Origin of the sequence: Blautia sp. MCC270 (assembly GCF_018785605.1) — a bacterium.
GTDB classification, from domain to species: Bacteria; Bacillota; Clostridia; order Lachnospirales; family Lachnospiraceae; genus Blautia_A; species Blautia_A fusiformis.
On record NZ_WQQD01000103.1, the window covers coordinates 422 to 12,914 of the forward strand.

Consider the following 12,493-nt stretch of genomic DNA (forward strand, 5'->3'; position numbering starts at 1 on the left):
ACTGCACCTTGGGAAAGGTGTGCAGGATAACGGTTACGGGCAGTTTCTGTTCATGCTGGGATACAAGCTGGAAGAATGCGGAAAACATCTTATAAAAGTAGACCGTTATTTTGCATCCAGCAAGATCTGCAGTGTATGCGGACATAAGAAAAAGGAACTGGCATTGTCGGATAGAATGTATGTTTGTGAATGTGGAAATAGGATGGACCGGGATGTGAATGCAGCAGTCAACATCCGTGAAGAAGGAAAAAGAATCTATAAAGAATGTGCCTGACGGCACAAGAAAAAAATCCGTAACCGGATAAACATAAAAAACAAAACCGCGGGACACGCGGGGATAGCCTGTTTTAGCTTTGCCCTAAAGGGTAATCGAGCAGGAAGCCCCCACTTCAAAATCGTAAGATTTAAGTGGTGGGAGCATGTCACTACGTGATAAGATCGTATTGCAGCTGCAGCTGATAACGCCGGGCAGTGTAGCAATAAGTGAAATTATGAAACCTGTGGAGGAATATGATAATGTCAAAAGATGAATATTTGATCACAGATGCGCCTCTTAAAGCGCTGACGGTTTTTGCAATGCCAATGATTTTGGGCAGCTTTTTTCAGCAAATATACAATATGGCTGACTCTATCATCGTCGGTCAATTTGTTGGTTCCTCCGCACTTGCAGCTGTCGGGGCCTGTGCAGCGCTGACCAATGTTTTTATTTGTGTGGCACTGGGGGCAGGTGTCGGTGCCGGTGTGCTGGTGAGCCGTTATTTCGGTGCCAGGAAGTATGGAAAAATGAAGACCATCGTGTCAACATCCTTGTTTAGCTTTTTAATTCTAAGTATAGTCCTTGGGGTTTTTGGATTTTGCTTTTCCCACTGGATGATGAGTGTGTTACAAACCCCTGGTGATATACTGGATGATGCAGTGTTATATCTGCGGGTCTATTTCGTGGGATTTCCGTTTCTGTTTATGTATAACATTCTTTCCAATATGTTTACTTCCATAGGCGAATCAAAAATCCCGCTGGGGCTCCTGATATTTTCGTCAATCTTAAATATTTTTATGGATCTCTGGATGGTGGCCGGACTTGGGCTCGGTGTGTTTGGCGCAGCTCTTGCGACTCTTATAGCACAGGGAATTTCTGCGGTGTTTTCACTTTTGCTTTTCCTTAGCCGGATGCGTCGATATAAAAGTCGCTTTGACTGGTTTGACAGGCAGGAGTTACATTCCATGCTTCAAATTGCTGTACCTTCGGTTCTTCAGCAGTCTACAGTGTCCATCGGTATGATGATCGTACAGGCTGTTGTAAATCCCTTCGGTACACAGGCACTTGCGGGGTATGCGGCGACGATGCGGGTAGAGAATGTTTTTTCATTGATTTTTGTATCCATTGGCAATGCGGTTTCCCCATATGTTTCCCAGAATCTTGGTGCAAAGAAAATTGAACGGATCAAAAAAGGATATCACGCTGCACTGGTGTTAGATGTATGTTTTGCAGTTCTTGCTTTTATAGTCATTGAAACACTGCACACGCAGATTTCCTCGCTATTCCTTGGTAAAGATGGAACTGCCCTGGCCTATCAGGTATCCGAGGGCTATATGAGATGGCTTGGTTACTTTTTCATCTTTATGGGAATCAAAATGGCAACCGATGGGGTTCTTCGTGGTCTTGGGATCATGCGCCCGTTCCTCATTGCAAATATGGTGAACCTGGCGATCCGCCTGTCTGTTGCTTTGATCTGTGCACCGCGTTTTGGCATTGTATTTGTCTGGCTTGCTGTACCAGCTGGTTGGTTTGCGAACTTTTTAATATCCTATGTGGCTCTTCGGAGATCATGGCCGACTGATAGCAGCACGGAAGAAGGGGATTACAGTTTGTAATATCCTGGCATACAGCACAGAACGTGTGGCACGTACTGCGATCATGATGATATTAAATCTGAGTTCTGCAATGCGGGTACAGATGAAGATGCTGGCATGCGGAAATCATGACAATTTTACCAGAAATCTTCAGGTTCCGCTCAATGCTGTATCAGGTCTATAGTATCTGGCAGCAAAGTGATGATACAGCTTCCGGGTTTGCAGAGTGAAAAAATATAATTACAATCAATAAGTCAGTGCTTTGATATCTTCTTCCGATACAGCAGGAATAACATAAACAATAGAATTACTGGAAAAATAAGTCCGAATCCCATGCCGATCTTAATATTATTTCCAGCATTCTGAGTGATACGACCAACAATTCCAGGTCCAATGCTGCCACCTAAATCTCCTGCCATGGCAAGAAGAGAGAACATAGCCGTTCCACCTGTTGGAAAAGTTTTTGAGGAAATACTGATGGTTCCAGGCCACATGATTCCAACTGAAAATCCACATGCAATACAACCGATCAGTCCGATGATCGGGTTGGATGACAAAGCAGTAAGCAGATAACAGACAACGCATAATATGCCTGAACCACTCATAAACTTCATTAAATCTAACTGCTCTCCATATTTACCAAAAATTATACGGCTGATTCCCATTGTTACTGCAAACATACATGGACCTGTTAGATCTCCCAGAGCTTTTGATAATCCCAGTGCTGATTCTGCATAAGCAGATGCCCATTGAGCCATTGCAAGTTCAGAAGCTCCGGAACAGATCATCAGACATATTGCAACCCAGAAAAATGGCTTGGAAAACAGATCCTTAATTTCCATTCCAGAACCATTGTCAACCAGAGATTCAATGGGACAGGTCATGAAGTTATAAGTATTAATTGCAGGAATGATTGCCCATATTACGGCGAGCCACTTCCAACTGTCTATTCCAAATATCAGGAAAAATAAGCTGGAAATCAAAATTGTCCCAACAGCTCCCCAACAGTAAAACGAATGGAGTAGACTCATAGTTGCTTCTTTGTTTTCAAACGGACAGGCCTCGATAATAGGACTGCAAAGTACTTCTATTAAACCGCTTCCGATGGCATAAACAATAACACTACATATAATTCCAATAAAAGGATCAGGTAAAAAATCAGGTAAAAATGCCAGTCCAAGCAGACCCAGTGCAGCAAATATTTCTGATGCAACAATGCACACACGATATCCGATATGATCTACGAATTTGGCACAGAACAGATCAACCAGAAGCTGTGTGAAAAAGAAGAAAGTGGATATCAGAGCAATGTTACCGAGAGAAATATGGTAGTCACTGTGAAATTTTAAAAAAAGAAGCGGTGCGAAGTTTGCCGCAATAGCCTGTGTGATAAATCCCATATAACAGGCTATTTTTGTCTTATGGTAGTTAGTTTTTTTTACAGCATTCATTTTTTATTTTCCTCTCCGAATGTTTTTAACAGTTTTATGTTCAATCTTCACATTCATCAATACTTCCACAAAAAAGTCTGTTCTGGGTGGTGCGGCTATTTCAATTTTGTCGCCCTCAATGTTGATCTCATTTTCATTCATCCATTTAAAAATCATAAGAATACCTCTTTTCTTTTTTTACTTGATTATATAGCAAATATCAGATATATACATTGAATTAAATTGTAGAAATACTGTATAATATCGTAAAAAAGAAAGAACGTGATATGGGATGGATTATAATAAAATACTTACAGATGAGGAGTTTATGGAAATTAAACAGCATGGAAGCAGTGATTATCCATTCCAGTATTATTATGATAATCTGGAATTGTTTGATTTTCATTGTATTGAGTGGCACTGGCACAGAGAATTTGAGTTTTTATATGTCGAGTCCGGACAAGTTACATGCGGAATAGGAGAAAAACAGATTATATTGTCAGAAGGAGAAGCAATTTTTATTAATTCTAAAATATTGCACCGCTTTTACGCATCATCAGGTGGTATCATTCCTAACTTTGTATGTATGCCGGAATTTATTGCGCCGGAGAACAGCCTGATCTATAAGAAATATATTTTGCCAATCATTTCATCGAATATATATTTCCAGCGTTTTCAGCCTGATGAACTATGGCAAACAAAGATCATACAAACTATGATAAAAATAATGGAAATACAGAGGAATGAGAAAATAAGAGAACTTGCTACTTTGGCATTGCTGCAGGATTTATGGCTGACTTTTTATGAAAATGTAAAGTTATCTGATAAAGGAGATGTACAGACAGTGGATGAAGTTGCACAGAAAATGGTGCAGTTGCTCATGCAATATATACATGAAAACTATAATCGCAATTTGTCTCTGGATGAAATTGCTTCGCATATAGGAATCAGCAAAAGTACTGCACTTAATTTGTTCCACCGTTTTTTACATACTACACCGGTTAATTATCTGATAGGATATCGACTTCAGGCAGCTTCCTGGTTATTGAAAAATACGAATAAAAAAGTAAAAACGATCGCTTATGAAAGCGGATTTCATAACGTTGATTATTTTTGCAGATTGTTTAAAAAACGTTATCATTTAACTCCATCAGAATATCGCTGCACATGTTTAAAAGTGTTGTCGGCTGATCCGAGTCTTCAGACCTGTAAATAAAGCCGATGCAGGACTTTGGGAATCCTGTATCGGCTTTGTTGATTTTGTAAAGGCTTTGAAAAATTTACTTTTACTGGTTCATCAGTGCTTTGATATCCTCTTCTGGTGTGGTGATAGGTGCAATGCCATAATTTTCAACCAGAAAGTTCAGAATATTAGGAGAAAGGAACGCCGGAAGAGAAGGACCAAGACGGATATTTTTGATACCCAGGTGCAGGAGGGTTAACAGGATGCAGACTGCTTTCTGTTCATACCAGGAGAGTACGAAGGAAAGCGGAAGCTCATTTACAGAACATCCAAATGCATCTGCAAGTGCCACAGCAACCTGGATCGCACCATAAGCATCATTACACTGACCCATATCCATCAGTCGTGGAAGACCACCGATCTCTCCCAGATCGAGATCATTGAAACGGAATTTTCCACATGCCAGGGTGAGAACGATACTGTCAGAAGGTGTCTGCTTTACAAATTCCGTATAATAGTTTCGACCTGGTTTGGCACCATCACAGCCGGCAACCAGGAAGAAATGGCGGATCGCACCTGATTTTACAGCCTCTACTACAGTACCTGCATGGGACAGGATGGCTGCATGACCAAAACCGGTTGTCACTTTTTTTCCGCCGTTGATACCGGAGAACATACGAGCTTCTTTGTAACCGCCCAGTTCCAGTGCTTTTTCAATAAGTGGTGTGAAGTCTTTCTTCTCGTCAATATGGACAGCTCCTGGGAAGGCAACCACTTCTGTTGTAAATACTCTGTCAGCGTAGCTGCTTTTTGGAGGCATCAGACAGTTGGTAGTGTAGAGGATCGGGGCCGGAAGATGGTCAAATTCTTTCTGCTGATTCTGCCATGCAGTTCCGAAATTGCCTTTCAGGTGAGAGTATTTCTTTAAGAATGGATAGGCATGGGCAGGGAGCATTTCACCATGTGTATAGATATTGATTCCTTTTCCCTCAGTCTGTTCAAGCAAAAGCTGCAGATCTTTCAGATCATGTCCGGTCACGACAATAAAAGGCCCTTTTTCTACCGTAAGTGTAACATCAGTTGGCTCTGGTGTTCCATAGGTTTCTGTATTTGCCTTATCAAGAAGTGCCATGCACTTCAGATTGATCTCTCCTGTTTTGAGTACTGTGGAAAGCAGTGCTTCTGTGCTTTCTTCATAACCGATCTTAGATAATGCCTCGCAGAAGAACTGATTCACTTCGGCATCTTCATAATTCAGAACATTTGCATGATAGGCATAGGCAGCCATTCCGCGGATACCAAAGAGAATAAGAGATTTCAAGGAGCGGATATCTTCATTGGCATTCCACAGCTGCTGAAGATCATATTCCTTTGTTCTGCAGTCAGGAGCCAGTCTTTCTTTTTCAGCTCTGACTTTTTGTATCATATTTTCGATTGCTGCATTGTCAAAACTTACATTTGTAACTGTAGTAAACAGTCCTTCGATTATGATCTGTCCGGTTCTTTTTGAAATAGTTTCCGTGCTGTCGGCAGCTTTAGCCAGACTGATCAACGCACCTGTCAGTTCGTCCTGTAATTTCGCTGTATCTGCTTTTTTTCCACAGACACCGGAATTTCCGGTGCAGCCGGTACACCCGACAGTCTGTTCACACTGAAAACAAAACATTTTTTTATCCATTATTGTATTCTCCTTTTATTCTGTGATTTTTTCGAAGGATCTTTCTTATTATTTTATCCTCGACCAGTAGTATTTATCCTTGGTTTCTGTTAGGAGTATAGTATAATAATTACAACGTGTATGTTTGATTTCCAACAGGAGGATTAATTTTGAAAAAATATTTACCCATTCTAAGAACGAGCCCTTTCTTTAAAGGTCTTACTGATAATGAGATATTATCCATACTGCATTGTGTAAATGCAGCAACGATCTCCAGAAAACGGGATTCTTATATTTTCAGAGCCGGAGACTCTACCGAAGTAATGGGACTTGTGGTGGCAGGCTGTGTTCTTGTTATTCAGGAAGACCTGTGGGGACATCGGAATATTCTGTCAAAATGTCATGCGGGAGATTTTTTTGGTGAACCATATGCGGCAAGTCCGGGAGCTGTTCTGAATGTCAGTGTGGTAGCAGACGAAGATTGTGAGATTATTTTATTAAATGTTCAAAGGCTTCTGGTTTCCTGCCCAATAGTATGTGAGCATCATCAGAAGCTGATCCGTAACCTGGTCGGTGTCCTGGCAAATAAGATCCTGATCCTCAACGATAAGATCACACATGTGGGCAAGCGAACGACAAGGGATAAGCTGTTGTCCTATCTGTCGTCGGTATCTATCAGACAGGCATCGTTATCCTTTGATATTCCTTTTGACCGGCAGCAGCTGGCAGATTATCTTTGCATTGACCGTGCGGCAATGTCTTCGGAGATATCAAAGCTGCAAAAAGAAGGGCTTATAAAAACAAACAGAAACCATTTTGAGCTGACTGTCTGTAATGATACGGATTCAGGAATAAAAATGTGATATACATCACGGAAAACGATAAACTTTTTCATTATAATGCAAAAGGAAAGTGAGACTGCTTAAAGAGATTTTATTGTTATAAGCGTTCACACGATGGTATTATGGTGTATGTATAAAGAATCTATGAAATCAGTTATTGAAAAACAGGAGGAAAAAAATGTTCATCAGAAAAGCAGAAGAAAAAGATATTCCGAGGATTCTGGAATTGTTAGGACAGGTGCTGCAGATCCATGCAGATATAAGGCCTGATATCTTTATTCCGGGCACAACAAAATATACGACAGACGAATTAGCAGAGCTTTTGAAAAATGAAGAAAAGCCAATATATGTTGCAGCGGATGAGGCTGATGTTTGTGTGGGGTATGCATTTTGTCAATTAAAGGAGCAGCCTTTTTCAAACAATATGGTACCGTTTAAATCTCTTTTTATAGATGACCTGTGTGTCGATCAGGAGACACGAGGTCAGCATATTGGGGAAAGTCTGTTTGAATATGTAAAAAAAGAAGCAAAGCAGCTGGGATGCTATGAAGTGACATTGAATGTGTGGGCAGGAAATACTTCAGCAGAAAAATTTTATGAAAAAATGGGAATGCGGACAAAAGAAAGGCAGATGGAATACATATTATAAGATGTTGAATTGTTCAGGAAAAAAACAGCCGGCTAAGATACAGACTGAGATGTCTGTACCTTAGCCGGAAAATTTATCACTGTAATGAACATGCATAGCTTCCCAGTCCATAAACAATACATAAAATACTCTTCCGTATTGCTGGCTGTCCACAATCCTTCCGTGATCAAGAACAGAAAGGTAAGTGCCGTCTGCTTTTCGAAGATGAAAGTGGATATAGTCATTGTTATTGCCGGCATCGATCTGTTTCCAGATGCTTGTTTCTATCTGCTGTTGTTCATCTTCCCTGATCAGGTTGTGGAAGCTTTTCCTTGTAAGGCTGAAGAGTTCATCTATATTTTTATATCCGGTCATTTGAAGGAACTCATGGTTTGCATACAGGAGTTCATCATCATCTTTGTCCGCTCTGTATATGATAAATGCACCCGGAAGGTGTTCAGAGATATCCTTGAATGCAAATCCGAGCTGTTTGCGGACTCCTGACCGGAGCCCCTCCCTGTAAGCCATACATCCGTTTTTTCCGTGAAGCTTTATTTCATAAAGTGCTGCATCTGCACAGCGCATAAGCTGTGAACGGCTGGATGCAAAGGTTGGATATTCTGCATATCCGAGAGAAATAAAAAACGGATATTCTTTTCCCTTGCATGAAAATGTCTTTGGAAGCTTGGTAAATTGCAGCAGCAGTTCTCCCGCTTCTTTATAGGTATGATCCGGCAGAAGAATGCAGAACTCATCGCCACCGTTTCTTCCCAGTAATGTGTTTTTTGGGAAAAAAGCCTTCATGCTATCTGTAAGACTCTTTAGTGCCCTGTCTCCATAGACATGTCCGTAAATATCATTAATAAACTTAAAGTCATCAATATCAAGGAGTGCGGCCACAAAATGCGTTTTTGGATTTTTAGTGATCATCCTTTCGGCTAATTCATCAAATCCATAGCGGTTGTAAATATCGGTGAGAGAATCTGTGTGTGCCAGTATTTGAAATTTGTTTTTATTTTCTTTCGATACTAACCATACCCGGGTAAGACCTGAGAAAAGTAAAACGACAGTAGTAAACATTCCGCCGACGATTATCAGTAATCTAAGGTCTCTCCATCCGCTTTCAGGAGCTACTTCTAATTTCCAGTTCTCTTCCCCTATCGTAAAACCATAAGAAACAGTATGAGTTAATTGGTCGTCTGACTGATAAACAACTTTATAAGTATCGCTCCAGGGAGCGTCGGTTTTTGAGAGTCTGTATTCATATCCGAAATCCGAAAGTGCACTGATCGCATCTGAAAAAATGTCAGGAACACGCAGGATAACAATGGTAAATCCCCAGAAATATTCCTGGTTGTTTTCATCTTTCAGGTAGACTGGATTGCGGACAGCAATTCCACAGCCGCCCCGTTTTAAATCGAAAGGACCTTGTGTAATGATCACGTGATTGTCTCTTGCGTAACAGGAAATTTTGCTGCAATCTTTATCCTGGAGCAGATCGATCTTACTCGCTTCCGTTCCCTCAGAAGGATAAATATCTGTTACATTACCATCTGGAGCAAGCTGTATGCTTTCAATAACGTCAGACATAATATTTTCCGCAATTGTGTCAAACTGACTGATCTTTCCGTTTTCACTGATCAGGACCTGCTTTAGCGTATCTGTGATCGCAATTCCATTTGTAATCTCATTTTTTATACGTTCGCCGTAGGTTGTTGCATTTAATTGTGCTTTTATGTGTTGTTGTTCAGTTTCATGTGAGTCTATTTTGTATACAATTAAACCAACAAGGCATATGCCCAGTAAAAAAACGATAAGAGGTACAATTGTTTTTTTCTTCACCTGGTTCACCTCGTTTTATTAGTTTCGCAATAAAATATTATATCATAGAAGTGAAAAAATAGAATGATTTTTTGCGTTAAAGTGATATTGTTTTTTTTATGTACAATGGAAATATGACCAGAGGGTGAAATATAGTATACAATTGAGGATTATATTGGAAAGAGTACTGAAAAAACCTCGCGGTTTTGTAGGGTATATGATATACTGTTCTTTATAAGTAAATATCTTATCGGAATTCACGGAGGATCTGACCGATGCTGAATAAAAAAGATTTTTTAAAATATGCATCAAAATTAGCATTTCCGATCATGATCCAAAATCTGATCGGAACATTGGTAAATGTTGCGGATACTGTAATGCTGGGATATGTAAGCCAGACTGCCATGTCAGCTTCATCTCTTGCCAACCAGTACACATTTATTCTTTTCTGTTTGTATTATGGCATGGCTACAGGTACTTCGGTTTTATGTGCCCAGTACTGGGGAAAGGGTGATAAAAAGACAGTAGAAAAGATTCTCGGCCTGGCGGAGCGGATCTCACTGATCGTTTCTCTTGTATTTTTCGTTATCTCCTTTTCCATGCCGACTACGATCATGAAGATTTTTACAAACAGTCCGGATACGATTGCTGCCGGCAGCGAGTATTTGAAGGTGGTCTCATTTTCCTTTATGTTTATGGGCTTCTCTCAGGTTTTCATGAGTGCCCTTCGAAGTGTCGGAAAAATAATGCTGCCTTCTGTTACATACATTGTATCGCTTTGCGTCAATGTATTTTGTAATGCCACCTTTATCTTTGGCCTGTTTGGACTTCCAAAGCTTGGTGTTACCGGTGTTGCCCTTGGTACTGTTATTGCCAGGATCGCAGAGGTATTGATCTGTCTCATCTATTCATTAAACAGCTCCGATGTCAGATTTCGGATAAAATATTTCTGTGCGAAATCCGGTATTCTGTTCAGGGACTTTATGAAAATTGCTTCTCCGGCTGTGATAAATGATGTTGTCTGGAGCTTTGCCAGTTCAGCGTTCGCAGCGATCCTTGGCCACATTGGCGATGATATGGTTGCCGCAAATGCCGTTGCTGTTATGGTGGTAAACATTGGTGCCATCGCCTGTCGCGGTTTTGCCAATGCTACTACCATCATTATCAGCCAGGAGCTTGGTAAAGATCACAAGGACACAGCCAGAGAATATGGGAAACGTATGCTGAGAATAACAATTATCGTAAGTCTCATCGGATGTGCCATTATTCTGGCAGTCCGCCCTATGATACTGGACTTCTACCGGGATAAACTGACAGAGACAGCCATTTATTATCTTGGTATTTTTATAATCATGACAACCTGGCGTCTTGTAGGAGAGGGTATCAATACCTGTCTTATATGCGGATGCTTCAGAGGAGGTGGCGATTCCAGGTTCGGAATGATCGTAGATTCCATATTTATGTGGCTTGTTGCAGTTCCTCTCACCTTCCTTGCAGCATATGTTTTAAAACTGCCGCCTGTCTGGGTATATTTTATAATGACCCTGGATGAGTTCGAAAAAATGCCTGTGGTGTTCATCCACTATTTCAGAAATAAATGGCTTACGAACATTACCAGAGATTTTGACTGATTATGTAACTAAGCAGGAGGTTTTTATAGAAATGAAATACTTTGAGGCAAAAATGTCTTATCCTCAATTTTTAAAATATCTGGTTCCATCAGTGCTGACCATGATCTTTTTATCATTTTATACAACGATAGATGGATTTTTTGTATCACGGTATGCAGGCTCTGACGCGCTTGCAGGAATTAATATTGTTATTCCGATCACCTGTGTTATTTTCGGAACATCTGTCATGCTTGCAACGGGATCAGGTGCCATCATAGGAGAGCGGATGGGACAAAAAAGAGAACAGGAAGCAAATGAGATATTTACTTTTATCACGATCGTGCTGTTCGTACTTTCAGTTGCTTTTACAGCTGTGGGAATCCTTTTTCTGAAACCGATCTGTATTTTTTTAGGAAGCAGTGAGCGCCTGATGGAGCATGTGGTGCCATACGCATTTGTCATATTTTTAGGATCAGTTTCGATGTCATTCAAGCTGTTTTTTGAATATCTTGTGAGGACGGATGGGAGATCGTACATCGGAATGATCATGTCTCTGACAGGTCTGGCTTTTAATATTGTTTTCGACTATATTTTTGTGGCTGTATTCAGACTGGGAACGCTTGGAGCTGCATGGGGAACATTTCTCTCCATTACAGTAAGCATGTTGATTGGCTTTATCTATTTTCTGAAATACAGCCATATAAGGTTTTGCAGACCGAAGACCGACATGAGTGTTCTTCTGAAATCCTGCACCAATGGAAGCAGTGAAATGCTGACGGAGATGTCTACCGGGATCACTACATTTTTATTTAATCTTATTATCATGCAATATTTTGGTGAAGATGGAGTTGCGGCTGTGACGATCATTATGTATATTTACTATTTCTTCATCGCTTTTTATATGGGAATTGCCGTTGCAGCAGCTCCGATCATAAGCTATAATTATGGCTCTGAAAATCATGATAAGATCAGAGAAATAACACGATATAGTTTTATTACGATTGCCATCAGTTCAGTATTGATCCTTACAGTATCTCTTGTATTTGGAAAACAGATCATCCATTTATTCGTCGGGAACGGAAATGTATTTACATTGACATGGGATGGCCTGAAGCTGTTTAGTCCGGTTTTCCTGTTTATTGGTTTAAATGTATTTCTTTCCGGATATTTTACTGCCCTGGGAAAAGGTTTTATTTCGGCATTGATCTCATCAATGCGTTCTTTGATCCTGGTGGCTGTGTTCATATTGATCCTGCCAAAGCTTATAGGGGTTGCAGGCATCTGGATGACGATGCCGCTGGCAGAAGCCGTGACTATTTTCATGGCGGTTTATCTGTATCGAACATACGGAAAAAGTTTCATGCAGGAAAATTCCAGAGCCACGTCTTAATGATATTTTGCAAAACTTTAACAAAAAAGAGGCCGTCAAGTACGGCCTCTTTTTCGTTATGGCTTTATCATGTCCATGCCA

The 12,493-nt window shown here is 40.5% G+C and carries 11 protein-coding genes; 7 read left to right on the forward strand and 4 right to left on the reverse strand.

Going from position 1 to position 12,493, the window contains the following annotated elements:
• On the forward strand, positions 1-274 hold a 274-nt coding region (locus tag GPK58_RS12705), incomplete at its 5' end, for a zinc ribbon domain-containing protein (RefSeq protein WP_173733178.1).
• A gap of 242 nt (positions 275-516) precedes the next feature.
• The gene (locus tag GPK58_RS12710) at positions 517-1,872 is read left to right on the forward strand and encodes an MATE family efflux transporter (RefSeq protein WP_092071000.1); all 1,356 of its coding nucleotides are present in this window, start codon (positions 517-519) and stop codon (positions 1,870-1,872) included.
• A gap of 233 nt (positions 1,873-2,105) precedes the next feature.
• Here the strand turns inward: GPK58_RS12710 and GPK58_RS12715 are convergent, their stop codons facing one another.
• Positions 2,106-3,302: an MFS transporter gene (locus tag GPK58_RS12715; protein ID WP_021651233.1), complete on the reverse strand. Its 1,197-nt coding sequence runs from the start codon at positions 3,300-3,302 to the stop codon at positions 2,106-2,108.
• 3 nt (positions 3,303-3,305) lie between these two features.
• Positions 3,306-3,458, reverse strand: coding sequence for a hypothetical protein (locus GPK58_RS12720; protein ID WP_173739570.1), 153 nt, complete (start codon positions 3,456-3,458; stop codon positions 3,306-3,308).
• Positions 3,459-3,609: 151 nt separating this feature from the next.
• On the opposite strand from GPK58_RS12720, the gene GPK58_RS12725 reads away from it, so the two are divergent.
• A complete protein-coding gene (locus GPK58_RS12725) occupies positions 3,610-4,497 on the forward strand; it encodes an AraC family transcriptional regulator (RefSeq protein WP_252195815.1) in 888 nt (295 codons plus the stop codon).
• A 70-nt stretch (positions 4,498-4,567) separates the two neighbouring features.
• On the opposite strand, the gene hcp is transcribed toward GPK58_RS12725, so the two are convergent.
• Entirely contained in the window at positions 4,568-6,142 is a 1,575-nt protein-coding gene (hcp, locus tag GPK58_RS12730) for a hydroxylamine reductase (protein ID WP_215638757.1), read from the reverse strand.
• Between the two features lie 149 nt (positions 6,143-6,291).
• On the opposite strand from hcp, the gene GPK58_RS12735 reads away from it, so the two are divergent.
• Positions 6,292-6,984, forward strand: a complete 693-nt coding sequence (locus GPK58_RS12735; protein WP_022427006.1) for a Crp/Fnr family transcriptional regulator — start codon at positions 6,292-6,294, stop codon at positions 6,982-6,984.
• Between the two features lie 157 nt (positions 6,985-7,141).
• On the forward strand, positions 7,142-7,612 hold the full coding sequence (locus GPK58_RS12740) for a GNAT family N-acetyltransferase (RefSeq protein ID WP_173722246.1): 471 nt from the start codon (positions 7,142-7,144) through the stop codon (positions 7,610-7,612).
• A 60-nt stretch (positions 7,613-7,672) separates the two neighbouring features.
• Here the strand turns inward: GPK58_RS12740 and GPK58_RS12745 are convergent, their stop codons facing one another.
• Positions 7,673-9,433 carry a diguanylate cyclase domain-containing protein gene (locus tag GPK58_RS12745; RefSeq protein ID WP_129975199.1) on the reverse strand — a complete coding sequence of 587 codons (1,761 nt, stop codon included), beginning with the start codon at positions 9,431-9,433 and terminating at the stop codon, positions 7,673-7,675.
• 254 nt (positions 9,434-9,687) lie between these two features.
• On the opposite strand from GPK58_RS12745, the gene GPK58_RS12750 reads away from it, so the two are divergent.
• Both GPK58_RS12750 and GPK58_RS12755 read left to right on the forward strand, forming a co-directional pair.
• Positions 9,688-11,043, forward strand: a complete 1,356-nt coding sequence (locus GPK58_RS12750; RefSeq protein ID WP_015526443.1) for an MATE family efflux transporter — start codon at positions 9,688-9,690, stop codon at positions 11,041-11,043.
• Positions 11,044-11,074: 31 nt separating this feature from the next.
• Positions 11,075-12,412 carry an MATE family efflux transporter gene (locus GPK58_RS12755; RefSeq protein WP_158526439.1) on the forward strand — a complete coding sequence of 446 codons (1,338 nt, stop codon included), beginning with the start codon at positions 11,075-11,077 and terminating at the stop codon, positions 12,410-12,412.
• Positions 12,413-12,493: the final 81 nt, after the last annotated feature.

Bases quoted from the DNA above. Each gene is read 5' to 3' on its own strand.
- GPK58_RS12710 (WP_092071000.1), top strand. From the start codon at position 517: ATGTCAAAAGATGAATATTTGATCACAGATGCGCCTCTTAAAGCGCTG.
- GPK58_RS12715 (WP_021651233.1), bottom strand. From the start codon at position 3,302: ATGAATGCTGTAAAAAAAACTAACTACCATAAGACAAAAATAGCCTGT.
- GPK58_RS12720 (WP_173739570.1), bottom strand. From the start codon at position 3,458: ATGATTTTTAAATGGATGAATGAAAATGAGATCAACATTGAGGGCGAC.
- GPK58_RS12725 (WP_252195815.1), top strand. From the start codon at position 3,610: ATGGAAATTAAACAGCATGGAAGCAGTGATTATCCATTCCAGTATTAT.
- hcp (WP_215638757.1), bottom strand. From the start codon at position 6,142: ATGGATAAAAAAATGTTTTGTTTTCAGTGTGAACAGACTGTCGGGTGT.
- GPK58_RS12740 (WP_173722246.1), top strand. From the start codon at position 7,142: ATGTTCATCAGAAAAGCAGAAGAAAAAGATATTCCGAGGATTCTGGAA.
- GPK58_RS12750 (WP_015526443.1), top strand. From the start codon at position 9,688: ATGCTGAATAAAAAAGATTTTTTAAAATATGCATCAAAATTAGCATTT.
- GPK58_RS12755 (WP_158526439.1), top strand. From the start codon at position 11,075: ATGAAATACTTTGAGGCAAAAATGTCTTATCCTCAATTTTTAAAATAT.